Source organism: Actinomyces oris (genome assembly GCF_001929375.1).
Lineage (GTDB): Bacteria > Actinomycetota > Actinomycetes > Actinomycetales > Actinomycetaceae > Actinomyces > Actinomyces oris_B.
Map to the genome: position 1 here is coordinate 23623 of NZ_MSGO01000048.1, position 26293 is coordinate 49915.

A 26293-nucleotide genomic window follows, 5' to 3' on the forward strand; every position below is an offset into this window, starting at 1 on the left:
GCTACCGCTCGGCGGGAGCCTGGGCCTGGGCGATCTGGCTGGGGGCCACCAGCAGCCAGATGAACCACAGGGTCACGGCGTACAACGGCACGCCCAGGATGAGGCGGGCCGCCCCGAGGTAGGACACGGCCTGGGCGCCGGCCAGGTAGAGGGGCACCTCGACGACGAGCCGCAGGGCGAACATGAGCGTCAGGACCCAGGTGCCCGCGTGGTAGCGGCGCCGGACAAGGCGCAGGGCCGGCTCGGTGCGCCAGGCCGAGGGGCGTGCGGCGGGATCGTCGTGGGCCTGCGGCGCCTGGGCGCTGCCCGAGTCCTTGCTCGCGCCACAGTCCTCACTGCGGTCCGACTCGTCGGTGACGCGGTGCCACAGAGTCATGAGGGCGCCCACGATCGGCCAGCCGATGAGCAGGGAGACCAGGCAGGCGACCAACCAGGCCGCGTTGATCATGAGGCCGGTGGCGTAGAAGTTGGAGGCGTCGCCGCTGCGCCAGGCCCACAGGGCCGAGACCAGGACCAGCACGACCCCGCCGACGACCTGGACCGGGGACTGGCGCTGCACCAGACGGGCCACGAGGCAGATGGCGCTGATGGCCAGGGAGGAGATCAGCGCCGCCACCAGTGCGGTGGGCCGCACCGCCATGACCAGGACGAACATGAGAGTGGGCACGACCGACTCGAGGATGCCGCGCCACCCGCCCACGGCGGCCATGGCGTCGAAGCGCTCGGAGTCGATGGCTCCCAGGCCCGTACGGGTGGTTCCAGTGGAACGGCTGCTCATTCGATGGTCCTTCCCGCAGGTGGCTGCCGGTTGCTACTGCCCCGGCCCCAGCAGGCGATAGGCAGGGTTGTGGATCTGCTGGCGGTGGGTGCCGTCGGCGACCCGCCCCTCAGCGAGGAGATGGGCCCCCGGCTTGATGCCGGGGATGCGTCGCCGGCCCCACCACACCAGGTCGATGCTGCCGGTGCCGTCGTAGAGCTGCCCGACGAGGATGGGCTTGTCCTGGCTCGAACGGTAGGTGACCGCCTGCAGCACACCTGAGACGCAGGTCCGCTGGCGCGAGGTCAGCGAACCGATCGGATCGGTGCCCCGCCTGCTGGCGGAGCGCTCCTCCTCCTCGGCCTTGAGGTGCTCGCGACTGGTGCGCAGCGATTCGTAGAGCCGCTTCACCCGGGCCGACAGCGCCCCCATCTAACGCACTTCGGCGACGGTCGGGCCGGGCGCCAGCGGGTCGATGCCGGGCAGGTCCTCGGCCTCGGGTCCGGTCGCGACTCCGGGCGCGTGCAGGGGCAGGATCTCGCGGGGCGGGCGGGCCTGGCCGTCGCGCACGACGACGATTCCGCGCAGTACCTCCCGCAGTGCCTGGGCGGAGTGCTCGGAGGAGGCGGCCGGTCCCTGAAGGACGCCGCGCAGGAACCAGCGGGGGCCGTCGATCCCCAGGAATCTGATCGTGCTGGTCGCCATCGTGCCGTCGGGGCCGCGCATGGGCAGGTGAGCGACCAGCTCGATGCCGTGCTCCCCGTGGCTCTCCTCGTAGCGGGCACCGTTCCCGGCGAGCTCGCCAGCGATGTCGCCGCGCAGCTCGTCCCAGATGCCCTCGGTGCGCGGTGCGGCGAAGGCCCGCAGCTCGAGCGCCGAGCCGCCCAGAGCCAGGACGACGGCGGTGACGGTGCCGTCGGGCGCAGGGTCCAGACGCAGCTGCATCCCGTCAACGGCCGGGACCTGCAGCGCACCCAGGTCGATGCGAGGCACCTCCTCCTGGTCCTCGGGCAGCTCACTGAGGTCCCAGGGGCCAGAGGCGGCGGTCTCGTCGAGGTCGTCGCTGTCGGGGTCGCGCCCGAGGGCGGACTCGTCGGAATCGATGGTTGCGTCGTCACGACGGCGCGAGAACAGTCCCATGGGGATCTCCTGAGTCGGGTGGGAGCGTCAGCCGGCGCAGTCGGCGCACACCGGAAGACCGGTCGCCTCGTCGACGAAGGCCAGCTGGCTGCGGTGATGGACGAGGAAGCACTCCGAGCAGGTGAACTCGTCCTCGAGCTGAGGAACGACGTGAACGCTCAGCTCCTCACGGGACAGGTCCGCCCCGGGAAGCTCGAAGCCCTCGGCGGCCTCGTTCTCGTCCTCCTCGATCGCGGCGGATGACTGATCCTTCTGCCGCGAGGTCAGCTCTTCGATGGAATCGGCCTCGGGCTCGTCATCATTCTTGCGCGGGGCGTCGTAGTCGGTCGCCATGGCCTCGTCACTCTTTCTGTCGACGGCTCTCGGGTGCCCTTCGGAAGGCGGGAGCCGAGCCGTGCACTGCGCACCGGCGTCGTGCCGAGGATTCGGCACCCCCGTCCCGGAAGGCACGCGCACAATAGCACCGCCAGGCGACCCGTCAAGCCAAATCGCCCGACCAAGGAGCACGATTCGCTTGCAGTGCGTCCGACCCGAGGGTTTTCACGAGGGTATTCACACGTGCTTCACATGTGGCACACCGCTGCGCCTCCCACGGCTCGGCGCCTGCGGATGGCAGGCTGTGAGGCACAGTGGAGCATATCGTGCTGACACGGGATGAAGGAGGCCCCACCCATGGTCGAACTCGAGCTGCTGGGTGCCAACGGTGACACGATTGTCATGACCGACGAGGACGGCGAGCGTTACAGCATCGTCGTCGACGACGCCCTCAGGGCCGCGGTGCGCCGTGACCGCGGAGCGATCCTGCCCCCGTCGGGGACGGTCGCCGAGGCGCCGGCACCCCTGCGCCCCCGGCAGCTCCAGGCCTATATGCGCGCCGGCGCGACCGCGGCCGAGGTCGCGATCAGCACGGGCATGGACGTGGAGCACGTGCGCCGTTTCGAGGGGCCGGTGCTCGCCGAGCGCCAATGGGCCGTCTCGCAGGCCCAGTCCTGCCGGATCGGCTGGGAGAAGGACTCCCCCCTGCTCGGCGAGCTGGTGGTGGACCGGCTGGCCACGCGCGGCGTCGACCCCTCCAGCCTGGAGTGGGACGCGCTGCGCGAGGGCCGCGACCCCTGGCTCATCATGGTGACCTTCGTCCAGTCCGCCGAGGAGAAGCAGGCGCGCTGGTCACTGGACCTGACCGCCCGCGCGGTTCACGCCCTGGACGATGAGGCGCGCTGGCTCACCGAGGCCGGAGCGGGGGCCAAGCGCCCGGCCGTCTTCGACCAGGACTCGAAGGCTCCCGGAGCCTCCGCCTCAGCGCCGTCGGCCCAGTCGGGGCACTCCCCCGCGGCCGCGGGCTCAGCGGCCAGCAGCGCGGTCTCGGCCGTCTCCGCCCCGGCTGCGGCCTCCGGCGAGTCCACCGGGCTGGCCGTCGAGATGCCCGCCGGGATGCTCCCGGTTCGGGAGTACGGCCGCCCTACCAGTGGCACCATGTCGGCCGATGACACTGATGCGCTGCTGGCCGACCTGGCCTCCAGCCGGGGCCGGCGAGTCGAGGTGGAGATGCCCCAGGACGACGACCTGAACGGCTTTGCGGGCGTAGGGAACGGTGATGAGGACGCCTTCACCGACCCTCACGGCATCGACTACACCAGCAGCCCTGAGAGCCCCGAGGTCCCCTCGCCTCCGGCCCGGGGCATGGAGGAGCGCCGCACCCAGGCCGGCGCCAGAGCCGCCGATGAGCCCTTGGAGCAGGCCGCGGGCCTGAGTGCGCAGGTCTACTCGATGTCGGAGCGCAGGCGCCTGCACACCGGCAACCACCCGGCCGGCACCAGGCTGGTGACGGCCTCCAGCGCCCCCTCGGCGGCGCCGTCGGCCCCGAGTCCCGCGGTGGAGCGCGTCCCCGTGGGACGTCGAGCACCGCTGGGGGCGGACAGTCCCACCGAGCCGGTGCCGGAGATTCCCATGCCCTCGCGCTCCGAGCTCCTGGCCAAGGCCTCACACAGCCCGTCGGCCGCCTCTGCGGCGGGTACGCAGGAGCCTCTGCCCGACATGCCCAGGACGCCTCCGGTCAAGAAGAAGTCTCGCCGTCGCTCACGGCGCTCCGTACCCTCCTGGGACGAGATCGTCTTCGGCGCCAGGCCCGAGTAGCCCCCGAGTAGCCCGGGCCTCAGGCCTCGGTGATGAGCAGCGGCACCTCGGTCTCGGCCGGGGTGAAGGAGCCGTGGACGCCGGGCATGGCGATGGCGGACTCGGAGTGGACCCGGGGGTCCACGAGGACCCAGTTCTCGGCCATGGCCACGACGACGTCGCCGACAACGCCCCGTGCTCGCGCGCCGAGGACGCCCAGGTGCTCACCGGCCTGCTGCCTGGTCCCGATCCACATCGCCCGCTCCCCCAGGACGCGGCGGTAGCGCTGGGCCACCTCGGCGGCCAGGTCCACGTCGCCGTCGGCGACGTGCAGGTGCGTCAGCCTGGGCTCGCCGGCCACGGCGACGACGTCGCGGACCAGCTCACGATGGGCGCTCAGGTCGATGCGGTGGTCGGGATCGGTGTCGACCATGCCGTGATCGGCGCTGAGGAGAATCCTGGTTCCGGCGGGGACGCGCCGGGCCAGCTCCGCCATGGCGGCGTCGAGGCGCTCGAGCTGGGTCAGCCACTGCTCGCTGAGCCACCCGTGCTTGTGACCGGTCTTGTCCAGCTCGCCGACGTAGAGGTAGACCAGCGGGGTGCCGCGGCGCAGGGCTCCGGAGGCCAGGCCGGGCCGGTCCTCCAGCCGGTCGGCTCCCAGGTGTGAGGCGCCTCGTAGGGCGGCCTCGGTCAGGCCGGATCCGGCGAAGCGGGTCGGTCCGATGCTCACCGCGCTCCCAGCCGGGAGCCGTTCGAAGATTGTGGGCACCTCCTGCCAGGACCTGGGGCTGGGGACGTTGTCGCCCTTCCAGGTGATGAGGCTGAGGACCTGGTCGGGGCCGGGGACGGCGGAGGCGTCGAGAGCGGGCCCCAGACGGGGGTTGAGCACCGAGTAGCCGACCATGCCGGTGGTGCCGGGCAGGGCGGAGGTTCCCAGCATGGTCAGGGCCGCAGCCGTCGTCGAGGGCCGGCAGGTGAGGATTCCTGCACCGGAGCCGGCAGTGGCGGTCTCGCGCCGTCCCAGCCACTGGCGCAGGGTGGGGGTGTGTCCGCGACGCTGACGGAGCATCTCCAGGCCCAGACCGTCCACGAGGACGACGACGGTTCCCGGACCACCGGATTCCTCGGGCTCACCGGCCACGTCGATCCCCCAGCTGCGGGCGACCGTACGGGCCCGGGCGTCGCAGACGACTGGTTCAGCGGGGTCGCCGGTGGGGCTGAGGTCGGTATCGCCGTCGTGCCCGGTGTCAGCGAGGGTCAGTCCGGCGCTGACGGCGCCGACCGCCAGGACGTAGCGGAGCGCCGGATCCTGCGGGGAGTCCGGGGCGGGAGGCGGTGCGGGCCGCCCGCCGGCGGTCCGGGTTCCCATCACCGGCCCCGTCACAGGGAGGCGGCGCGGGCCGCCATCTGTGAGAGCCGACCGGCGAAGGTCTCGGCGCGGGCCAGGGCGTCGGCGCCCTCCACGCCCGCGGCCACACGGATGACGACGTCGTCGGGCACGGACACGCCGGTCATGCCGTGGTCGGCCTGGCAGTCGGGGTCGCCGCAGGTGGCCGGCTCCATGTCGATACGGCGCACCGAGCCCCAGGAGATCGCGATCGTCATCTCGGTGAGGGTTCCGCCGCCCTGGGCCGGGTCGGCCACGCCCCGTGTCAGGGCCATGGAGCGGATACGGCTGAGCGGAACCGCCTCGCTGGTGGCCAGGGCGCCGGGGCTGCCGTCGTCGCGGGGGGTGTCGTCGACGTGGACGATGATGAGGCGGCTGGGGGTCAGGGCCAGGACGGTCAGGTGGCGGTGGACCGCCTCGGCGAAGGTGGTCTCGGCCTGGACCATGCCGGAGAGGATCTCCTCCTCGCCCGCGGCCAGACGGAGGGTGTCGAGCACCAGCTCGGGGTAGTAGCCGGCGAGCTCCACCTGCTGCACCAAGTCTGTGAAGGCCTCCTGCGACGCCTCGCACGAGGCGGGACCGGCGGCCGAGCTGCGGCCTGAGTGGGTCGTCATGGTCGCCATTGTGCCATCGTCCGCCCCTTCGTCGTCGAGCGCCGGTATGCCCATGCTCGAGGCGGGCCGATCGCGCCGAGCGGGTGCGTCTGACCTGTCACGCCCGGGTGTCGTGGTTTGTTTTCAGCCCGATTCCTCGGAGAATGCGCCCATGCCGAAGTCTGCCACCACCCGGACTCCTCCCCCGACCGACGGGGAGATCGTCGACCTCGACCTGTCCACGGAGATGCGCACCAGCTTCCTGGAGTACGCCTACTCCGTCATCTACGCGCGCGCCCTGCCTGACGCCCGCGACGGGCTCAAGCCGGTTCAGCGCCGTATCCTGTTCCAGATGGATCGGATGGGGCTGCGCCCGGATCGTCCGCACGTGAAGTCCTCCCGGGTCGTGGGCGATGTCATGGGTCGGCTCCACCCCCACGGGGACACCGCGATCTATGAGGCGCTGGTGCGCCTGGCCCAGCCCTTCACGATGCGCCTGCCGCTCATCGACGGCCACGGAAACTTCGGCTCCCTGGACGACGGCCCGGCGGCCCCCCGTTACACCGAGGCGCGCCTGGCCGCCTCGGCCCTGGCGCTGACGGCGGACCTGGATGAGGACACGGTCGACTTCTCCCCCAACTACGACTACACGCTCACCGAGCCCGAGGTGCTGCCGGCCGCCTTCCCGAACCTGCTGGTCAACGGTGCGGCGGGCATCGCGGTGGGCATGGCCACGAACATGCCGCCGCACAACCTCGTGGAGGTGGTGGCCGCCGCCCGGCACCTGCTGACTCACCCGGAGGCGAGCCTGGAGGACCTCACGGCCTTCGTGCCGGGGCCGGATCTGCCCGCCGGCGGCATGATCGTGGGCCTGGACGGGATCCGGGAGGCCTACCGCACGGGGCGGGGCAAGTTCCTCACGCGGGCCACCGCTCACGTGGAGTCCGTCTCCCCGCGTCGCAAGGGCATCGTGGTCACGGAGCTGCCCTACATGGTGGGACCGGAGAAGGTCATCGCCCGTATCAAGGAGGCGGTGGGCTCCAAGAAGCTCCAGGGCATCACCGACGTCGCCGACCTCACCGACCGCAGGCACGGCACCCGCCTGGTCATCAGCGTCAAGAACGGATACAACCCCGAGGCCGTCCTGGCCCAGCTCTACAAGCACACGCCGCTGGAGGACTCCTTCGGCATCAACAACGTCTCCCTCGTGGACGGTCAGCCCCACACCCTGGGGCTGCGCGAGCTGCTGGAGGTGTTCGTGCGTCACCGCCTCACGGTGGTCACCCGGCGCACCCGGTTCCGTCTGGGCAAGCGTCGCGAGCGCGCCCACCTGGTGGACGGCCTGCTCATCGCGATCCTCGACATCGACGAGGTCATCGCCGTCATCCGCTCCTCCGACGACGCCGCCACGGCGCGCACCAGGCTCATGCAGGTCTTCGACCTCACCGAGCCGCAGGCCGGCTACATCCTTGAGCTCCAGCTGCGCAGGCTCACGAAGTTCTCGGTCATCGAGCTGGAGAAGGAGCGCGACGAGCTGGCCCGGGAGATCGAGGCCCTCGAGGCGATCCTGGCCGATGACGTGCTGCTGCGGCGCGTGGTCTCCCGTGAGCTGGCGGCCGTGGCCGAGCAGTTCGGCACCCCTCGGCGCACGGTGCTGCTGGAGGCCTCCGGTGAGCCGGTGACGTCGTCGGCCGGTAGCGCTGCGACTCCCGACGATGCCTCCGCCTCAGGTGGGGGTGCGAAGCGGGCCGCCGCCTCCGCTCAGCCGATGACGCTCATGCCCAGCGCCTCCCCGGTGCCGCTGACCGTCCCCGACGACCCGTGCCGGGTGGTGCTGTCGGCCACCGGACTGGTGGCGCGCACTGCCGGCACCGAGCCGGTGGCCCGCACCGGTGGGCGCCGGCCCCATGACGCCCTGACCTCCCAGGTGGCCACCACGGCGCGTGGGCGGATCGGCGCGGTCACCGACACCGGGAGGCTGGTGCTGCTCGACGTCGTCTCCACCACGGAGGTGCCCCGCACCGAGGGGGCCCTGGGACTGGCCGGTGCGACTCCGGTTCGCCAGCTGGTGGATATCGAGCCGGAGGAGACGGTGGTGGGGATGGTCCCGGTGGGGTCGGTTGACAACCCGCCCATCGTCCTGGCCACGGCCGACGGCGTCATCAAGCGGGTCAAGCCCGGTGACGAGCCCAGGAACGCCGAGAGCTGGGAGGTCATCTCCCTGTCCGAGGGCGACCGGGTGGTCTTCGCGGGTACCGCGGCGGACACGGACTTCCTGGCGCTGGTGACCTCCGACGCCCAGCTGCTGCGGTTCCAGGCCGCCAAGGTGCGCCCGCAGGGCCGGGGTGCCGGCGGCATGGCGGGGATCTCGCTGCACGAGGGCGCCCGGGTCATCGCCGGTGCGGCGGTTCCTGAGGAGCTCCTGGCCGAGGCCGTCGTGGTGACGGTGGCGGGGTCCGAGGGCTCGCTTCCGGGCACCGGAGGAGGCAGTGTCAAGGTCACCCCCTTGGATCGCTACCCGGCGAAGGGACGGGCCACGGGCGGGGTCCGTTCGCACCGTTTCCTGCGCGGTGAGGACGAGCTGGTGGTGGCCTGGGTGGGCGTGGCCCCGCCGCGGGCGCTGCGCGAGGGAGGTCAGCCCGTCGTGCTGCCCGAGCCCGACGAGCGGCGCGACGGCTCCGGCTCACCGCTGCCGGCCCCCATCATCGGAATCGGCTGACGGGGGCTTCCTGGCAGGAGCACCCCGGACAGCCACCCGCGAGCAGGGCGAATGTGCCTACAGTGGTCCATGGCCGATCAGCCCTCTGCAGACCTGCTCATCAGGGACGCGCGCGTCGTCCCCTTCCGGTCCCGCACCGAGCTGGGTGCGCTGCGCCGTGATACTTCGACCCCCGGTGCCTTGGCCGCGCCGCCACCCCCGGGCGAGCCCGTGGATGTACGCATCGAGGCCGGCCGGGTCGTCGAGGTGGGGCGGGGGCTGAGTGCTCCCGGGGTACGGGTCCTGCAGGCCGATGGTTCCTTCCTCATTCCCGGTCTGTGGGACGCTCACGCCCACCTGGACATGGAGGCGGCGCGCTCGGCACGCATCGACACGCTGGCCACCCGCAGCGCCGAGGAGGCCCTGGAGCTGGTGGCCCGGGCGCTGCGGGATCATCCGGCGGGTTCGCGGCCGGCCACGATCCAGGGCTTCGGGCACCGTCTGTCCAACTGGCCCCGGGTGCCCACGGTTGCCGAGCTCGACGCCGTCACCGGGGAGACTCCCACGCTGCTCATCTCCGGGGACGTGCACTCCGGGTGGCTGAACTCGGCGGCGCTGCGGGCTCTCGGTCTGCCGGGGGCCAGCGCCCAGGACCCGGGGGAACCGATGAAGGAGGACCCGTGGTTCGCCCTGCTGGACCGCCTCGATGAGGTGCCCGGGACGCGCGAGCTGCGGGAGTCCGGCTACCGGCAGGTCCTGGCCGACATGCTGGCCCGGGGCATCACCGGCGTGGTGGACATGAGCTGGTCGGAGGATCCCGATGACTGGCCGCGGCGGCTTCGGGCCATGGCGGACCAGGGCGTTCTTCCCCAGGTGCTGCCCCGTATCCGCATCGGGGTCTACCGCGACAAGCTGGAGCGGTGGATCGCCAGGGGCCTGCGCACCGGGACCGCGCTGGCCGGCTCCCCGCGCCTGCCCGACGGCTCCCCGGTGCTGGTTCAGGGGCCGCTCAAGGTGATCGCCGACGGCTCGATGGGCTCGGGCAGCGCGCACATGTGCCAGCCCTACCCGTCCGAGCTGGGCCTGAAGCACGCCTACGGCGTGGTCAACATCGACCGGGCCGAGCTCACCGACCTCATGGCCCACGCCTCCCGGCAGGGTTATGAGATGGCCATCCACGCCATCGGGGACGCCGCCGTCGACGATGTCGCCGCGGCCTTCGCGCACTCGGGTGCCGCCGGACGCCTGGAGCACGCCCAGCTGCTGCCGGCCGACGCCCTCGACGAGCCTGACGGGGCGCTCAGTCGCCTGGTGGGCTGCGGTGTCGAGCTGTCGGTCCAGCCGGCCCACCTCATTGACGACTGGGCGGCCGTGGGCCGGGTGTGGCCGGGGCTGGAGGGGCGCACCTACGCCTTCGCAGACATGGTGGCCGCCGGGGCCCTGCTCCAGCTGGGCTCGGATGCGCCGGTGGCGCCCCTGGACCCGTGGCTGGCCATGTCGGCGGCCGTGGGGCGCCGGACGCCGGATGGCTCGGTGTGGTCGCCGGAGCAGCGGCTGACGGCGGAGGAGGCGCTGGCCGCCAGTGTCAACGGGGCCGGTCCGGTGGCGGTGGGCTCTCCGGCCGACCTGGTGCTCCTGGCCGCGGACCCCCTGCGCCTCGGGGCCGAGGAGCTGGCGGGTGCTCGCCCAGTGGCCACCATGGTGGCCGGCGCTGTGGCCCACCTGCGAGGGTGAATCGCCCAGGTGGTGAGCGCCCCGCTCAAACGTCGAGGGCGTAGAGGATGGTGCCACGAGTGGGCACGTAGCCCAGGGACTCGTACAGGTCCACGGCACCGCTGGGGTTGTCGGTGTCGACGCCGGCGGCGGCGTACTCCATGCCGTCGGCGGCGTAGGCGCGCATGGCGGCCACCAGCAGCGCGGGCCCGATCCGGCGGTGGCGGTAGTCGCTGAGGACCCCGAGCACGTCGGTGTAGCCCTCCCGCCAGCCCAGTGCCTGCCAGTCCTGCTCGTAGCGGCCCGAACGCAGGTAGCCGGCGACGCGGGCCCGGTCCCCGGAGCGGTCCATGGCCACGAAGCTCCACTGGGGGGCGAAGTAGGCACTGCCTGCGGTCCAGTCCTCGGGGGTGATGTTCTCCGCCTTCCAGGTCTCGGCCATGGCCTGGTTGTAGGCACGGCGGACGTCGTCGTCGATCTCGGGGGTCCACGGGTCGATGGTGATGAAGCCGTCCAGGTCCACCTCGGGGATCTCGTCGCCGAGGAAACGGCGCACCTCCCGGTACCAGCGCGTCGGTTCAAAACCCATGTCCGCCAGGTGCCCCTGCATGCGCTTGTCATCCTCCATGACGGTGGTGACCACGTGGGCTGGGACCCGGGTCGAGCCCTTGCCCGCCACGGTGCCGGCTCGTTCGGCACCCACCAGGTGGCGGGCACGCTCGGCCTGCCAGTGCAGGAGGGCACGTCCGATGCCGCGTTTGCGTACGGCCGGGTCCACGGTGCCGGTCATGGAGGCGTAGATCTCCCCGGCTGGGCGCAGGCGCACCAAGCCGAAGGCGCGCATGACGCCGTCAGCGTCGCGCCCGGCGACACCGGAGTAGGTGGGGTCGAGGAAGTACTCGGCCGTCTCCTGCTCACTGGTGCGGTAGGGCGGGTTGTCGACGTCCTCGGCCCGAGCGATGAGCGCGGCCAGCTCGTGGTTGTCCTCCGGGCCCAGCGGCCGCCAGGACAGCTCCCGCGACAGGGACGAACGGGGACCCGGGCGCAGGATGGGCCACGGTGAGGACCCCGCCCGGCGGATACCGTAACCGGGTGCCATGAGTGCACCTCCCTCATGAGGATGAAGAAAGACGATCAGTCAGTAAGCAGCGCGCCTCGACCTGCGGCGGGCCGTGACACGAAGGTTACTGACCCTACCTGAAGGAGTGGCCGAGACCTGACGCGGGGATCAGGCGTCGATGCGCTCGCGATCAACATCACGGGCGCCTTCGACGATGAAGTCGCGGCGGGGCTCAACCGATGAGCCCATGAGGAGCTCGAACACGGACTCGGCCTCCATGATCTGGGCCTCATCCCCCAGGGTAATGCGCCGCAGGGTGCGGTGCTGGGGCTCCATGGTGGTCTCGGCGAGCTGGTGGGCGTCCATCTCCCCCAGGCCCTTGTAGCGCTGGGGCTCCTTGAAGCTGCGGCCCGCGCGCTCCAGGCGGCGCAGAGTGGCGACGAGCTCCTCGTCGGAGTAGGTGTAGATGATCTCCTTCTTGCGCCGCCCCGAGCCGGAGACCTCGATGCGGTGCAGGGGCGGGACGGCGGCGAAGACCCGGCCCGCCTCGATCATGGGGCGCATGTAGCGGAAGAAGAGGGTCAGCAGGAGGGTGCGGATGTGGGCGCCGTCGACGTCGGCGTCGGTCATGAGGATGACCTTGCCGTAGCGGGCGGCCTCCAGGTCGAAGGTGCGTCCGCTGCCGGCGCCGACCACCTGGATGATGGCCGAGCACTCGACGTTGCGCAGCATGTCGGCCTGAGAGGCCTTCTGCACGTTGAGGATCTTGCCGCGGATCGGCAGGAGCGCCTGAAACTCGGAGTTGCGCGCGTTCTTGGCGGTTCCCAGGGCGGAGTCACCCTCGACGATGAACAGCTCGGAGGCGGCGACGTCGTCGCTGCGGCAGTCGGCGAGCTTGGCCGGCAGGGAGGAGGTCTCCAGGGCCGTCTTGCGGCGGGTGATCTCCTTGTGCAGGCGCGCTGAGACGCGGGCGCGCATCTCGCCGACGATCTTCTCCTCCAGGGCGCGCGCCTGGGCCTTGAGGTCCCGCTTGGAGGAGGTCAGCAGGGCGGTGAGCTCGCGCTCGACCACCTTGGAGACGATCTGGCGCACGGGCCCGGTGCCCAGGACCTCCTTGGTCTGCCCTTCGAACTGGGGCTCGGGCACGCGCACGGTGATGACGGCGGTCAGGCCCGCCATGATGTCGTCCTTCTCGACGCGGCCGTCCTTGGAGGTCAGCTTCAGGGCCCGGGAGTCGGCCTCGATGCGCTTGCGCAGCACCTTGGTGAGGGCCTGCTCGAATCCGGTCAGGTGGGTGCCGCCCATGGGGGTGGCGATGATGTTGACGAAGGAGCGCTCCGTGGTGTCGTAGCCGATCCCCCATCGCAGGGCGACGTCGACCATGCAGGTGCGCTCGACCTCGACGGGCCGCAGGTGCCCGCTGGCGCGGTCGAGCTGCTGGACGGTCTCGGTGTAGGTGCCCTCACCGGTGAGGCGGAAGGTGTCGGTGACCGAGCCGTCGGAGGCCAGGAAGTCGACGAAGTCGGCGGTGCCGCCCAGGGCCTGGAAGACCTCGACGCCCTCGTCGTCGCCGGTGTCGAACAGGTCGCCGCGGTTCTCGGTGGCGTTCTTGGCGGCCGCCCGCAGGGTGACCTCGTGGACGGCGTCGTCGGTCTCGCCGGCGTCGGCGGCCGGCGTGGTGGAGGCGGCGACGGCCTCTGCCTCGGGGCGCTTGTCCTCCAGGCGCAGGGTGAGGCCCGGGACGAGGAAGCTGGTCTGACGCAGGCGGGCGCGCAGGGCGGCGGCGTCGTACTCGGTGGGCCTGGGGAAGATCTGGGGGTCGGCCCAGTAGCGGACCCGGGTGCCGGTCACGCCGCGGCGCACCTTGCCGATGACGCGCAGCTCGGAGGCCTTCGTGAACCCGGTGAAGGGTGAGGAGGGGGTGCGCCCGGCGGAGTCATCGAAGATGCCGGGCTCGCCGCGGTGGAAGCTCATGGCGTAGGTCTTGCCGCCGCGGTCGACCTCGACGTCCATGCGCTCGGCCAGGGCGTTGACGACGGACGCCCCCACGCCGTGCAGGCCGCCGGCGGCGCCGTAGGAGCCTCCGCCGAACTTCCCGCCGGCGTGCAGCTTGGTGTAGACGAGCTCGACGCCGGTCAGGCCGGAGGAGGGCTCGATGTCCACTGGCACGCCACGCCCGTTGTCGCGCACCTCGATGGAGCCGTCGTCGTGGACGGTCACCGAGATGTCGTCGCCGTGTCCCTCGAGGGCCTCGTCGACGGCGTTGTCGACGATCTCCCACACGCAGTGCATGAGACCGCGCTGGTCGGTGGAGCCGATGTACATTCCCGGGCGCTTGCGCACGGCCTCGAGCCCCTCCAGGACGGAGAGGTGGCGGGCGGAGTAGTCGCCCCGGCTGGTCTTGTTCTCAGATGAGGGCACGCTGGGAATCTAGCCGATCAGTGCCGCTGGCGCCTTGTGCCCCGCCGCGGCAGGCGTGTGGCGTCATACCTCATGCAACCGCCGGCCCCATGCCATCGTTGAGGCGCCCACTCAAGTGGGAGGGCGGGAGCCACCCTGGCGCTGCCGATCCCACGGTCCGCCTTGCCCTCCTCCAGCATTCACCCGATCGGTCGGCTCCGTGGTGACGTGCGCCATGACGCCGGTGCGCCGTGGGCGAAAGCGCGTGCGCCTCAGGCGGAAACGGCCGTCTCGGACGGGTGGAAGCGCCTGCGTCATGATGCAATGCCGTCCATGAGCACAACCGGAACCTCAACCGCCGCGCAGGCGGTGACCACCCTGGACGAGCAGACCACCCCTACCTCCGACTCCGCCGAGCGCCCGCTGACCACAGCCGACCGCTGCGACGTCTGCGACGCACAGGCCTACGTCCGAGTCGTCATGCTGACCGGCGAGCTCTTCTTCTGCGGCCACCACGCCCGCAAGCACGGAGAGAAGCTCAAGGAGGTCGCCCTGCTGTTCCAGGACGAGACCGCGAGCCTGGCCGCCGGCAGCTGACGGCGCCTGTCGACCCAGCCGACGTGGACTTCTTCACCGAGATCGGCACTGCGACTCACTGAGCATCACAGTCTTTTTCTACCGGATGCCGCATATCCTCGTTCCTGAGGCCCTGCTCCTGTTCCCGCCCCGAGTCCCCCGGCACAGAGCCTTGCGCTGAATTAAGCAACCCGCCCCTCATCCAGGCTCGACGAAGCCGCGTGACCCCTCAAGGAACTGTCTGTGAAACGCCCTCTCCGCGCCATGACCGCCTCTGCCCTGCTCGTCTTCTGCGGCGCGTTAGCGCTTTCAGGATGCTCCGGATCCACCGGCTCCGGCGCCTCCCCCTCAGCGCACACCGCCCCGGCGGACGCGAAGGCCACCGGCCCCGTCGTCATCGTCGACCTGCGTTCAGCTGAGGAGTTCAAGAAGGGGCACCTGGAGGGGGCCGTTAACTACGACTTCTCCTCGGGTGATTTCTCCAGCCAGATCTCGAGTCTGGACCGCAGCTCCCAGTACCAGCTCTACGGCTCCGCCGACCAGCCCAAGATGGCCAGTGCCGTCATGCGCAACGCAGGCTTCTCCGGCGTCACCGAGCTGGGAACCCTCGACGCCGCCAAGAAGACCACCGGGGCCAACGTCGTCGCCGGCTGACGTCCGTGCCCCGGCGGCGAGCTCGGATGTCCTCGCCCTGATCACTCATAAAAGAGGCAGTCCCTCCAAGAGGTGGGCGAGGACGACGACCTGCTGGGGCACGTACTCGGCGATCGTCAGGCCGACGACGTCGGCCGCCCGTCCCAGGTCCCTGGCCACGCGGTTGGTCTGGGCCACACTCAAGCCGCCGCGGTCATAGCCCAGCCCCAACCGGACCTCGTCGGCGTCCACGGTATCGACGTCCAGGTGGATCGCCACACGGCTACACCCGGTGGTCTCCAACCACTTCAGCAGGGGCGTCGTCGAGTCGCGCAGGTCGGCCGGAGCAAAGGTGCGCAGCCCCCACTTGGCGATGTTCGGATAGTCGTCCTCGGTCCAGGAGTGCAGACCCGCCAGGGCCAGGCGACTCGGGGAGACGAAGGCCGCCAGCTCCTCCATCACCTCAACGTCACCGGTACCAATGATGTGGGAGACCGCCATGGCATGGTAGCCGGGGTACTGGGAGTGCGAGGTGCCGACGTCGGGGTGGGAGTCGATCCAGACGACGGCCAGATCGTCTCCGTAACGGGCGGCGAGCTCGGTGAAGGGGACGACAGAAACAGCGCAGTCCCCACCCAGGGTGAGGATCCTGGGAGGATCGTGCCGGGAGATCGCCTCGCGGGCGTCACGAATCCCGGCCAGGATCTGGGCACGCGACTCCATTCCGTTGGTGACGAGCGCCTCCTCACCGGCAGGTTCATCACTAACGGGGACGATCTCCGTGGGACCGGCGTGCTCGGGCAGGAGAGCCGTCAGCACCCGGGTTCCCAGTGCATAGACACGCCGCGCCTCCCCGTAGGGCAACTCCGGCAGGAGGCTGCGCACCGCGGCCTCTCCCGCCCCCTGCCACTGGGGCCAGACGAGACGGAGGGTGTCGGACTGGGCGAGGACAGTGCGTGCGGGAACCATCTCAGTGCTCCTGGCCTAGGGAAATCTCCGGTCCTCAGTCTACGAGCCCGGGCTGTGCACCACCCACCGTCTCAGTCCCCGGCGGTGGCATCCAGCATATTCTTCATCGCCTCAGTGAAGTAAGGGCCTCGGTTGATGCCGCCAAGGGGCCGCCACAGGGAGGTCACCGACCTCACGTGGCCGAGCCCGGTGGACTCGTTGTAGCGGTAGAGCCAGGGTCCTCCCGAGCCGCCGAAGCCGAAGTCGCAGCCCTCGACCCGAACCTTGCCCTCCGACTCCTGCGCGGTTCGGACACAGGAGTGGATGGTGCCGCGACCGTCCGGGTTGGTCTTGTTGGTCGGGTATCCGAAGATCGTTGCCTGGAAAACGTAGCTGCCTCCCCAGGCCAGCCCGTAGCCACCCACGACATCGGCAACAGGTTTGTTCGCATCTCCGCCGTTGTTGAGCGTCACGTAGGCGACGTCGCTGCTGTAGTCAGTCTGATCGGCCCGCCAGCTGTTGAAAGTGCGTATAGACCGGGCCGTCCATACGCCCACCGGATCCGGGTCTGCCTGGGTGCGGTCGTAGTCCGGAACGAACACCGCATCCTTCACCCACCCTTTTTCAGTACTGTAGACACAGTGGGCCGCCGTAATGACCACGCTCTTGGACGGAGTATTGAGAACTGAGGCGCTGCAGTAGGCATTGTCAGAGGCATAGCCGTTGAAGAACAGCTTCCCCTTGGCCCTGGCGGGCAGGATCGTTCCCCCATCAGCAACCGGAGCAACGGGCTCGGTCATTCCATCCGGATCAGTCGAGCTGGAGCTGTCCCCGTCGCCCCCTGCGGCGACCGGCCGCTCCTGGGCGGGGTCATCGGCCATACCCGTGTCCAGGGGCTGGGCGGCAGCCATGCGCTCGTGCGTCCAGTAACTCAGAACGCTCTGGTCAGCCGCATGATTCACCTCGGCCGCCGGCCGCTCCTCGGGAATCGGCTCGGCGCTCCTACCGAAGCTGGTGGGCGCGGTCACCGCCGTCGAGGAGTCTTCCGCTCCCCCACCCCGTCCCGGCTCAGCATCAGCGGTTGACGCGGCAGCCAGGGACAGTGGAATCACTCCTGCCACCAGTAGCATGAGTGCTGCACCAGTACTCATTGCTCTGCGAAAACGAGCACTTCTCTTCATTGAACGCTCCCGACATGACGTGGTTGTCACCTATTTTCCAGCAGCAGTAACCTACCACCGTTCTTACCGGTCGGTCAGCCGATGAGTCTGAGCACGAGGAAGTAGATAACGGCGTCGGCCCCGGAAACCGCAGGGGTTCCGGGGCCGACGCCGTTGACACGCGGGACCGGCAGGGCTCCTTCGCCAGGGTCAGCCCGCTCAGTCCAGGTAGTCGCGAAGGACCTGACTGCGCGAGGGGTGGCGCAGCTTGGACATGGTCTTGGACTCGATCTGGCGGATGCGCTCCCGGGTGACCCCGTAGACCTTGCCGATCTCATCGAGGGTCTTGGGCTGGCCATCGGTCAGACCGAAGCGCATGGAGACCACGCCGGCCTCGCGCTCTGAGAGGGTGTCCAGCACGGCGTGAAGCTGCTCCTGCAGGAGGGTGAAGCTCACCGCGTCAGCCGGGACCACGGCCTCAGAGTCCTCAATGAGGTCACCGAACTCGGAGTCCCCGTCCTCACCCAGGGGTGTGTGCAGGGAGATCGGCTCGCGCCCGTACTTCTGGACCTCGACCACCTTCTCCGGGGTCATGTCCAGCTCGACGGCCAGCTCCTCCGGGGTGGGCTCACGTCCCAGGTCCTGGAGCATCTGGCGCTGCACGCGGGCGAGCTTGTTGATGACCTCGACCATGTGCACCGGGATGCGGATGGTGCGGGCCTGGTCCGCCATCGCGCGGGTGATGGCCTGGCGGATCCACCAGGTGGCGTAGGTGGAGAACTTGAAGCCCTTGGTGTAGTCGAACTTCTCCACGGCGCGGATGAGGCCCAGGTTGCCCTCCTGGATGAGGTCCAGGAAGAGCATGCCGCGCCCCGTGTAGCGCTTGGCCAGGGAGACCACCAGTCGCAGGTTGGCCTCCAGCAGGTGGTTCTTGGCCCTCTGACCATCCTGAGCCACCCAGTGCAGCTCGCGACGCAGCTTGGCAGGCAGGTCGTTGCCCTCCTCAGCCAGGCGGTGCTCGGCGTAGAGACCGGCCTCGATGCGCTTGGCGAGCTCGACCTCCTGCTCGGCGTTCAGCAACGCGACCTTACCGATCTGCTTGAGGTAGTCCTTGACCGGGTCCGCGGTGGCACCGGCGGTGACGACCCGCTGGGCGGGCTCGTCGCCCTCGTCGGAGTCGGAGACGGTGAAGGAACCGTCCTTGTCCTGGGACTTGCCGCGCTTACCGGACTTCTTGGAGGCGGCCTTCTCCGCCTCCTCCCGGCGCATGCGCTCGAGCTCACCGGTCAGGGCCGCGATGGAGGGCTGCATCTTAATGCCCTTGATGACCCAGCCGCGGAAGATGTAGCCGTTCTGAGCGAGGTAGTCGCGTGCCACCATGGGGGCGGAGTCTCCCACGACGAACCGGGGAACCGGGCCGTGACCGTAGGGGGCCAGCGTGATGGGCTCCTCCAGGGTGCCGTGACCGGCGATCTCCAGGTTCTCCACGACCGTGCGCGAGCGCACGAAGAGAGTCGCCCCCGGGGCCAGGCGGATCCCCTTGAGCGAGGCGGGGTTGTTGAAGGGGCTGCGCTTGGAGCCGTCGCCGTTCTCCTCCAGGCTCACATCCAGGTAGTAGTCGCGCAGCTCGGGGGCCGGGCCGTCATCCTCCTGGACGGTCTGCGTCCCGGAGTCGTCATCCTGGTCCTCGTCCTCATCGGAGGAGTCCTCGTCAGAGTCGTCGTAGTCCTCGTCGTCGTAGTCGGCGTCGTCGTCTCCTTCGTCGTCGAGGTCGAAGTCCTCGTCGTCGAGCGGGGTCTCGTCGACGTCGTCAGTGAGCTCGGTGCTGGAGCGCGTCACTGTGGAAGAAGCCACGGAGTTCCTTTCGCGTGGGCGGGCGGACAGCCGGCGACGGGGTATGGGAACCCGATCCGGCGCAGTAGACAACCCCAGAATTGTAGCGTTTATTCCCCAGGATCTCCGCACAGACGACTTAGTATGACCTCACCTTGCTCGCGCTCGCGTCGCGCCGCGGCAAACCCGCCACCGGGAGCGTCACCGCCCCTCCTGACGTCTGAGCCGGGACTACTCTGGCGGTCATGAGTGCGCTGCCTGCGGCCCTGGGCCGTGTCCGTCCCGCCGTCGAGCACCGTCTGAGGCAGGTCCTGGAGGACTGCCACCGGCGCTGGGAGGACCTGGGCCAGGCCGCACCGGAGCTGCTGGAGGCCGCCGGGAGCGTCCTGAGTGGAGGCAAGCGCATGCGCGCCGTCCTGGGGGCCGTCGGCTGCGCGATCCTGAGCGCCCCGGAGCAGCGAGCCGAGTGCCTGACCGGATCCGACGCCGTCCACCTGGGTGCGGCACTGGAGCTCTACCAGGCCAGTGCCCTGGTCCACGACGATCTCATGGACGGCGCCGACACTCGGCGGGGCCTGCCCGCGGCGCACCGCGTCTTCGCCCGGGACCACGGGGACCGGGGCTGGCTGGGGCGCCCGCAGGCCTTCGGAGCCAATGGCGCCATCCTGCTCGGCGACCTCCTGCTGTCCCTGGCCGGTGAGGAGATGAGCGCCCTGGCGCCGTCGCGCGCCTCCAGTAAGACCGGAAGCAGTGCGGTGCAGTACGCGCGGACCGCATTCGACGCCATGACCACCGAGGTGGCCCTGGGCCAGTTCCTCGACGTGCGCAGCGAGAACCTGCCCCTGCCCTGGGACCGGGAGCCGGGCGCTGCGGCCAGGCGCATGCACGACGAGGCCCTGTCGGTCGTGCGTCACAAGTCGGCCCGCTACTCGGTGCGTCACCCGCTGCTCATCGGTGCCCTCCTGGCCGGCCTGGACCCGAGCGGGACCACCGCCGAGCACCTGGCCGCCTTCGGCGAGGACGTCGGTATCGCCTTCCAGCTGCGCGACGACGAGCTGGGGGTCTTCGGCTCGCCGCAGTCCACTGGCAAGCCGACCGGAGACGATCTGCGCGAGGGCAAGCGCACGGTGCTGCTGGCCCTGACCTGGGGGCGCTGCGACGAGGCCGGCCGGAGGCTGCTCGGCAGCGTCCTGGCCAATCCCGAGGCCACGGAGGAGCAGATCGGCGAGGTCGCCGCCCTCATTGAGGGCTGCGGCGCGCGCGCCGCCCACGAGAAGATCATCGCCGCGCACCGCGAGGCCGGGAACCGGGCGCTGGAACAGCTCGGGAACGAGGGCGTGGTGAGCACCGCATCCCTGGAGGACCTGGCGGCGCTGGCGGACCTGCTGACACACCGAGTCTCCTGATCCGGTGCAGGAAGCGGGGTGCCCCGCCAGGTGGGCAGTACTACCCGCCTGATCCGGCCGGCGGCTGTCACCACCCCACCGGCATCGTAGAATCGCGGCGTGGTCACAGATCCCCTCATTGGTCGGTTGGTCGACTCTCGCTACGAGATCGTCGACCGCCTAGCGCGTGGCGGGATGGCCACCGTCTACCGCGCCCATGACCGTCGCCTGGACCGGACCGTGGCGCTCAAGCTCATGCACGCCCACCTGGCCGACTCCCCCGACTTCGTCTCGCGCTTCCGCCGTGAGGCGCGGGCGGCGGCACGCCTGTCCAACCCGGGGGTGGTGGCCGTCTTCGACCAGGGCAGCCTCGACGGGGTCGCCTACCTCGTCATGGAGTACGTCGAGGGGCCCACGCTGCGCGACCTCATCGCGGCAGGACCGCTGTCGGTCAAGGAGGCCCTGGGCCTGGTGGCCCAGCTGCTGCGCCCGCTCGGCGCCGCCCACCGGGCCGGCCTGGTCCACCGCGACATCAAGCCGGAGAACGTCCTGCTGCCCTCGGACGGCTCCGTGGCCAAGGTCGCCGACTTCGGCCTGGCCCGGGCGGTCACGGAGGTGACACAGACGACGACGGGCAACGTGCTGGGCACGGTCGCCTACCTGGCGCCCGAGCTCATCACCTCCGGGGAGTCCACCTCTCGCGCCGACGTCTTCTCCGCCGGGGTGGTCCTCTACGAGCTCCTCACCGGCCAGCAGCCCTTCAGCGCGGACTCCCCCATTCAGATCGCCTTCCGCAACGTCCACGAGGACGTGCCCCTGCCCTCCAAGCTGGTGCCCGACATGCCGGCCGATGTCGACGAGCTCGTGGCCACCATGACGCGCCGTGAGCCGCAGGAGCGTCCGGCCGACGCCGATGAGGCGCTGGCGCTGCTGCGCAACGTCGTCGACGAGCTCACTGAGTCCGAGCTCTCCGTGCGCCGCGGGGGCGGGACCGGCTCCATCCGGACCCAGCAGGTCATGACGGCCAATGCTCAGGCCGCACGCTCAGCCATCGGCAATGAGCCCCAGGACGACGCCGACGACTCCTCCGCCGAGGACGCCTCGCCGCACGCCGGTATGCGCACCGTCTCCCTTCCCATCGGCTCCATCGGCCCGGACTCCAAGGGGAGAACACGTGCGCTCTCCCGCAAGGCCCTGGCGGCCGACGCCCAGAAGACCACCGCCGTCCCCACCCCGAAGAAGGGCACCGGAGGCTTCAGCCGCCGTCGTGCGGTCATCATCGGACTGCTGGCCGTGGCCGGAACCGGGGCGAGCGTCACTTGGTACCTGACGGCCGGTCCCGGCAGAAGAGTCTCCGTGCCGAACATCGTCGGTATGTCTGAGGACCAGGCGCAGCTCGCCCTGGAGAAGCAGGGGCTCAACTGGGGCACGCCCGAGCGCGTCTACTCCGACACGGTCCCGGCCGGCAGCATCGTCTCCTGCCAGCCGAAGGCGGGCCAGAAGGTGGGACTGGGCCAGGCCGTCACCGCCACCGTCTCCCGAGGCGTGGAGACCAAGACCGTTCCCGACGTCGTCGGGAAGACCAAGGACCAGGCCACAGCCGCGATCACGGCGACCGGCCTGGCCCTGGGGGACGTCACCGAGGAATACTCCGCCAGCGTGGAGTCGGGCAAGGTCATCTCCTCCGATCCCAAGGCCGGCAAGGTCATCAAGCACACTGAGAAGGTCTCGCTCGTGGTCTCCAAGGGCAAGGAGCCGGCCACGATCCCCGACGTGACCGGCATGAGCGAGGACGAGGCCAAGAAGGCCCTGGAGGACGCCGGACTGAAGAAGGGCAAGGTCAGCAAGGGCTACTCCGACTCCGTGGCCAAGGGGAACGTCATCTCCTCCTCCCCCATCGCCGGGGCCTCGGGCTACTACAAGGGAGACTCGGTGGACCTGACCGTCTCCAAGGGGCCGGAGAAGGTGAAGGTCCCCGACGTGACCGGCAAGAGCCAGGAGGAGGCCAAGAAGGCCCTGGAGGACGCCGGACTCAAGGTGGAGGTCAACAAGCGCCTGGGCGGCCCCTTCGGGACGGTGCGCTCCACCGACCCCGCACCGGGCTCCAGCGTCAAGCCGGACTCCAAGGTCACCATCAACATCTTCTGACGAACGTGGCCGGGTACCGCTTCAGCGGACCGGGCCACGGCTTCACCGCCCCCTCGCGGGGCTGGCTCTTAGCGGGTTCTCAGCCCTTGAGCATCTCGGCGATCTCGAAGGCGACCTCGAGGGACTGCTGGTGGTTGAGGCGCGGGTCGACGAGGGTCTCGTAGTGCTCGGCCAGGCCGGCCTCGTCGATGTGCTCGCCGCCGCCGAGGACCTCGGTGACGTCGTCGCCGGTGAGCTCGACGTGGATGCCGCCCGGGGCGGTGCCCAGGGATCGGTGCACCTCGAAGAAGCCGCGGATCTCGTCGAGGATCGTCTCGAAGCGGCGGGTCTTGTAGCCGTTGTCCGAGGTGATGGTGTTGCCGTGCATGGGGTCGGCGATCCAGGTGACGGGGCGCCCGTCGGCGCGCACCGCCTCCACCAGCGGCGGCAGGGCCTCGCGGATGCGGTCGGCGCCCATGCGGGTGATGAGGGACAGGCGCCCGGGGAGGCCCTCGGGGTTGAGGCGGTCCATGAGCCGGGCGATGTCGTCGGGGGACGTGGTGGGGCCGACCTTGACGCCCACGGGGTTGTGGACGCCGGCGAGGATGGCGACGTGGGCGCCGTCGGCCTCACGGGTGCGCTCCCCCACCCAGAGCATGTGGGCGGAGGTGTCGTAGAGGCGCCCGGAGCGGGAGTCCTCGCGGATCATGGCGTCCTCGTACTCCAGGAGGAGGGCCTCGTGGGCGGCGTAGAAGTCGACCTGGCGCAGGGCCTCGAAGTCGACTCCGGCGGCCTCCATGAACCGCATGGCCCGGTCGATCTCGTCGGCGAAGGACTCGAAGCGCTTGTAGGCGGGGTTGGCGGTGAAGCCGCGGTTCCAGGAGTGGACCTCGCGCAGGTCCGCGTAGCCGCCCATTGTGAAGGCGCGGATGAGGTTGAGGGAGGTGCCCGAGCGCAGGTAGGCATCCAGCATTCGCGTGGGGTCGGGGATGCGGGCCTCGGGGGTGAACTCATGACCGTTGACGGAGTCGCCGCGGAAGGAGGGCAGGGTGACCTCGCCGCGGGTCTCGGTGTCCGAGCTGCGGGGCTTGGCGTACTGGCCGGCCATGCGGCCGATCTTGACCACGGGTGTGGAGGCGCCGTAGGTGAGGACCGCGGCCATCTGGAGGATGGTCTGGACCTTGAGGCGGATGTTGTCGGCCGTGTTGTGGGTGAAGGACTCCGCGCAGTCCCCGCCCATGAGGACGAAGGCGTCCCCGGCACTGGCCCGGGCGATGAGCTCGCGCAGGGAGTCGACCTCCCCGGCGAAGACGAGCGGGGGCCGGCGGCGCAGATCCGCCACCACGTCGGCCAGGGCGGCCTCATCAGGATAGGCGGGCTGCTGGAGGGCGGGCAGGTGGCGCCATGCGGGGACCGGGACGTCCGTGCGGGCGACGGAGAGCTCGTTCATCACGCCTGTCAGCATAAGCCAGTCGGAATACTGCCCGTGATCGGTGCCGCATGGCGAAACACGGGGCTGGGAGACGAATTCTGTCACTACGGGCGACTTTTAGGGCTGCAGCAGAGCACGCAGCTCCTGGTTGCAACGCCCTGACCTGCACGGATGCGAAGGCCGCCGTCCCAGAAGCTCCGCAGGCCGGTCGAATAGTCGCCAAACGTGACACGTGGGGCCTCCGGCACCACCCTCCAGGGCACAGACGTGCACAGAGGAGCGGCCGGTGCCGTCACGAGGACGGCACCGGCCGCGGCAGGGTGCGGGCTCAACCTCAGTGCTCGGGGGCGACCTCGGCGGGCTCGACCTTCTGGCCCAGCTCGGCCATGAGGTCGGTGAACCAGGCCTGGGTGATGTCGAAGGGCTTGGCGCCGGCAATGCGTGGGAAGGCGATCGCGGTGAGCTCGTCGTTGTTCTCCTCGTCCTGGCCGATGACGCCGGACTCGCCGCGCAGGGCGCAGTCGACGGCCAGGTCGCACATCTTCTTGATGAGGGCGAGGTCCTCGGCGTTGGCGTGGGCGGCGCGCGAGTAGTAGCCGGACTTCTGGACCATGACCTTCTCAGCGCCGATGAGCTCGGCGAACTGCTTGGCGAACCACTGGCCGGGGTTGATGGTGTCGAGCTTGACGTGGCCGAAGGGGTCGCGCTGGACCTCCTGACCGGCGGCCTCCATCTCCGCGATGATCTCGGGGACGCCGGCGCCCTCGGACAGGAAGATGTTGACGTTGCCCTGCTCGTCCATGATGGCCTTGAGGCGCTCGGCCTCGGCGGCGATGTCGAGCTTCATCTCGGGGACGAAGACGGCGTGGACGTCCCAGCGCTCCTTGGTCAGGCCGAGGGAGGGGACCCACTGCTTGGTCTGGAGCAGGTCGTGGTAGCGGCGGGCGGTCTCGGCGGTGAGGTAGCCGCAGTTGCGGCCCATGCACTCGTGGACGATGAGCATGCGGGGGTTGGAACGGTGCTCGCCGATGACGTTGAAGGCGAATCCTGCGCCCTCGTCGGCCGCGGTCCAGGCGCCCAGGGACTGGCGGATCGGGACCACGTCGTTGTCGATGGTCTTGGGCAGGCCGACGACCGTGAGCTCGTAGTCGTTCTCGTGGAGGTAGGCGGCCAGGTCAGCGGCGGTGGTGTTGGTGTCGTCGCCACCGATGGTGTGCAGGACATCGACGCCGTCCTTGCGCAGCTGCTCGGCGGCGAACTCCAGGGGGTTGACGCCCTCTTCGACGAGGCCGCGCTCGACGAGGTTCTTGGCGTTGGTGAGCTTGACGCGGGAGTTGCCGATCGGGGACCCGCCGAAGTCACGCAGGATGCCGGCGTTCTTGCGGCCCTCGTCGTCGATGACGATGTAGTTGCCGGTGAGCAGGCCGTGGTAACCGTACTGGTAGGCGATGATCTCGACCTCGGGAGCGACCTGCGTGTAGCGCTCGATGAGGTCGCCGACGGCGGCGGACAGACAGGGGGCGAAACCGCCAGCGGTGAGCAGGGCGACGCGACGAATCGACATCGGGAACCTTTCCTTGGATACGAGGAGTGACAGAGCCATCCTAACGGTACGACCCGGCGTCCCCGCCAGGTCCTTCGGACCCACGGTTGAGGTCGGACTCTGGGGGTGTGCCGCCCTCAGGCTCGGCGAGAATCCGCTCGTCAACGAGCTGTACTGCCAGTTCTGGCGCCACACGCATCAGGATGCCGAAGTGACCCCAGACAGATGCTCCGTACAACCAAGAACAAGCGAGCGCTGAACGAGCTAGGCCGAGCCACTGCCCGCGCATTGTGGATTCTGAATCCACGAGATCGGAGGCATCGGCGCACGCCTCTGCGAGTGTGGCGTAACAGCCAGCGGCATCCCGACGCTCTGCAACCCCTCTGACCCAGCCGAGCTCAGCGCGCATCGCCTCGACAGCGTCATCAGAAGAGCCTTTGCACACAAGTGCCTTAATTGCTGAGGATAACGCACGGCTTCGAGAAGTCGGATCATTCATGACCGAAACAATCTTCAGGGCTCCATCAATGGAACCCGCCTGGGCCAGCGCCTGTGCCACCTCGGCCAGAACCCACGCAAGCGACCAGGGTTCCTCGATCCGCTCAGCCGTGGCGAGGGCCTCCTCGACATGCCCCGCCCCGGCCAGCGCCTCTGCCACCCCAGCCAGAACCCACGCACGCGACCAGGGTTCCTCGATCCGCTCAGCCGTGGCGAGGGCCTCCTCGACATGCCCCGCCCCGGCCAGCGCCTCTGCCACCCCAGCCAGAACCCACGCACGCGACCAGGGTTCCTCGAT

At 70.0% G+C, this 26293-nt stretch carries 21 protein-coding genes; 7 read left to right on the plus strand and 14 right to left on the minus strand.

Translation table 11 applies throughout. The features are described from left to right. Position 1 precedes the first annotated feature (1 nt). The 4 genes from BKH32_RS10945 to BKH32_RS10960 are packed head-to-tail and all read right to left on the minus strand — an operon-like array spanning position 2 to position 2230. Positions 2 to 778 (minus strand): DUF3159 domain-containing protein, encoded by a 777-nt coding sequence (locus BKH32_RS10945; RefSeq protein ID WP_075250069.1) that lies wholly within the window; start codon positions 776 to 778, stop codon positions 2 to 4. Between the two features lie 33 nt (positions 779 to 811). Then, entirely contained in the window at positions 812 to 1189 is a 378-nt protein-coding gene (locus BKH32_RS10950; protein WP_075250070.1) for an OB-fold nucleic acid binding domain-containing protein, read from the minus strand. Continuing rightward, positions 1190 to 1897: a DUF3710 domain-containing protein gene (locus BKH32_RS10955; protein WP_075250071.1), complete on the minus strand. Its 708-nt coding sequence runs from the start codon at positions 1895 to 1897 to the stop codon at positions 1190 to 1192. Positions 1898 to 1924: 27 nt separating this feature from the next. Then, positions 1925 to 2230, minus strand: coding sequence for a DUF4193 domain-containing protein (locus BKH32_RS10960; protein ID WP_004565030.1), 306 nt, complete (start codon positions 2228 to 2230; stop codon positions 1925 to 1927). Positions 2231 to 2569: 339 nt separating this feature from the next. Here BKH32_RS10960 and sepH point away from each other — a divergent pair, with 339 nt between their 5' ends. Further along, positions 2570 to 4030, plus strand: coding sequence for a septation protein SepH (sepH, locus tag BKH32_RS10965; RefSeq protein WP_430383803.1), 1461 nt, complete (start codon positions 2570 to 2572; stop codon positions 4028 to 4030). A gap of 19 nt (positions 4031 to 4049) precedes the next feature. On the opposite strand, the gene BKH32_RS10970 is transcribed toward sepH, so the two are convergent. After that, entirely contained in the window at positions 4050 to 5378 is a 1329-nt protein-coding gene (locus BKH32_RS10970; protein ID WP_143222807.1) for an alkaline phosphatase family protein, read from the minus strand. An 11-nt stretch (positions 5379 to 5389) separates the two neighbouring features. Next, on the minus strand, positions 5390 to 6010 hold the full coding sequence (locus BKH32_RS10975) for a DUF5998 family protein (protein ID WP_178384630.1): 621 nt from the start codon (positions 6008 to 6010) through the stop codon (positions 5390 to 5392). A gap of 151 nt (positions 6011 to 6161) precedes the next feature. Between BKH32_RS10975 and BKH32_RS10980 the strand changes: the two genes are divergently transcribed. Together BKH32_RS10980 and BKH32_RS10985 are read left to right on the plus strand one after the other, a co-directional pair. Further along, a complete protein-coding gene (locus BKH32_RS10980) occupies positions 6162 to 8708 on the plus strand; it encodes a DNA gyrase/topoisomerase IV subunit A (RefSeq protein ID WP_075250073.1) in 2547 nt (848 codons plus the stop codon). A 69-nt stretch (positions 8709 to 8777) separates the two neighbouring features. Further along, positions 8778 to 10421 (plus strand): amidohydrolase, encoded by a 1644-nt coding sequence (locus BKH32_RS10985; RefSeq protein ID WP_178384632.1) that lies wholly within the window; start codon positions 8778 to 8780, stop codon positions 10419 to 10421. Between the two features lie 25 nt (positions 10422 to 10446). Here BKH32_RS10985 and BKH32_RS10990 read toward each other — a convergent pair whose 3' ends face one another. Further along, complete coding sequence (locus BKH32_RS10990; protein ID WP_075250074.1) at positions 10447 to 11499, minus strand: GNAT family N-acetyltransferase; 1053 nt, start codon at positions 11497 to 11499, stop codon at positions 10447 to 10449. Between the two features lie 129 nt (positions 11500 to 11628). After that, positions 11629 to 13881, minus strand: coding sequence for a DNA gyrase/topoisomerase IV subunit B (locus BKH32_RS10995; protein ID WP_075250075.1), 2253 nt, complete (start codon positions 13879 to 13881; stop codon positions 11629 to 11631). A 303-nt stretch (positions 13882 to 14184) separates the two neighbouring features. On the opposite strand from BKH32_RS10995, the gene BKH32_RS11000 reads away from it, so the two are divergent. Both BKH32_RS11000 and BKH32_RS11005 read left to right on the plus strand, forming a co-directional pair. Then, positions 14185 to 14457 (plus strand): DUF7455 domain-containing protein, encoded by a 273-nt coding sequence (locus BKH32_RS11000; RefSeq protein WP_178384634.1) that lies wholly within the window; start codon positions 14185 to 14187, stop codon positions 14455 to 14457. A gap of 222 nt (positions 14458 to 14679) precedes the next feature. Continuing rightward, on the plus strand, positions 14680 to 15090 hold the full coding sequence (locus tag BKH32_RS11005) for a rhodanese-like domain-containing protein (protein ID WP_075250076.1): 411 nt from the start codon (positions 14680 to 14682) through the stop codon (positions 15088 to 15090). A 45-nt stretch (positions 15091 to 15135) separates the two neighbouring features. Here the strand turns inward: BKH32_RS11005 and BKH32_RS11010 are convergent, their stop codons facing one another. The 3 genes from BKH32_RS11010 to BKH32_RS11020 form a co-directional block, all read right to left on the minus strand. Beyond that, entirely contained in the window at positions 15136 to 16038 is a 903-nt protein-coding gene (locus BKH32_RS11010; protein ID WP_075250077.1) for an arginase family protein, read from the minus strand. Positions 16039 to 16109: 71 nt separating this feature from the next. Next, the gene (locus tag BKH32_RS11015; protein ID WP_256691694.1) at positions 16110 to 17168 is read right to left on the minus strand and encodes a trypsin-like serine peptidase; all 1059 of its coding nucleotides are present in this window, start codon (positions 17166 to 17168) and stop codon (positions 16110 to 16112) included. Positions 17169 to 17396: 228 nt separating this feature from the next. Continuing rightward, positions 17397 to 19031 carry an RNA polymerase sigma factor gene (locus BKH32_RS11020; protein WP_075250079.1) on the minus strand — a complete coding sequence of 545 codons (1635 nt, stop codon included), beginning with the start codon at positions 19029 to 19031 and terminating at the stop codon, positions 17397 to 17399. A gap of 224 nt (positions 19032 to 19255) precedes the next feature. Between BKH32_RS11020 and BKH32_RS11025 the strand changes: the two genes are divergently transcribed. Together BKH32_RS11025 and pknB are read left to right on the plus strand one after the other, a co-directional pair. Next, positions 19256 to 20416: a polyprenyl synthetase family protein gene (locus tag BKH32_RS11025; protein WP_075250080.1), complete on the plus strand. Its 1161-nt coding sequence runs from the start codon at positions 19256 to 19258 to the stop codon at positions 20414 to 20416. A 99-nt stretch (positions 20417 to 20515) separates the two neighbouring features. Beyond that, positions 20516 to 22543, plus strand: a complete 2028-nt coding sequence (gene pknB, locus BKH32_RS11030) for a Stk1 family PASTA domain-containing Ser/Thr kinase (RefSeq protein ID WP_075250081.1) — start codon at positions 20516 to 20518, stop codon at positions 22541 to 22543. 79 nt (positions 22544 to 22622) lie between these two features. Here pknB and BKH32_RS11035 read toward each other — a convergent pair whose 3' ends face one another. The 3 genes from BKH32_RS11035 to BKH32_RS13695 form a co-directional block, all read right to left on the minus strand. Beyond that, positions 22623 to 23972, minus strand: coding sequence for a class II 3-deoxy-7-phosphoheptulonate synthase (locus BKH32_RS11035; protein ID WP_256691699.1), 1350 nt, complete (start codon positions 23970 to 23972; stop codon positions 22623 to 22625). Positions 23973 to 24288: 316 nt separating this feature from the next. Further along, the gene (locus BKH32_RS11040; protein WP_075250083.1) at positions 24289 to 25518 is read right to left on the minus strand and encodes a pyrophosphate--fructose-6-phosphate 1-phosphotransferase; all 1230 of its coding nucleotides are present in this window, start codon (positions 25516 to 25518) and stop codon (positions 24289 to 24291) included. Positions 25519 to 25558: 40 nt separating this feature from the next. Continuing rightward, a partial coding sequence (locus BKH32_RS13695; RefSeq protein ID WP_218638469.1) for a hypothetical protein occupies positions 25559 to 26293 on the minus strand: 735 nt, incomplete at its 5' end.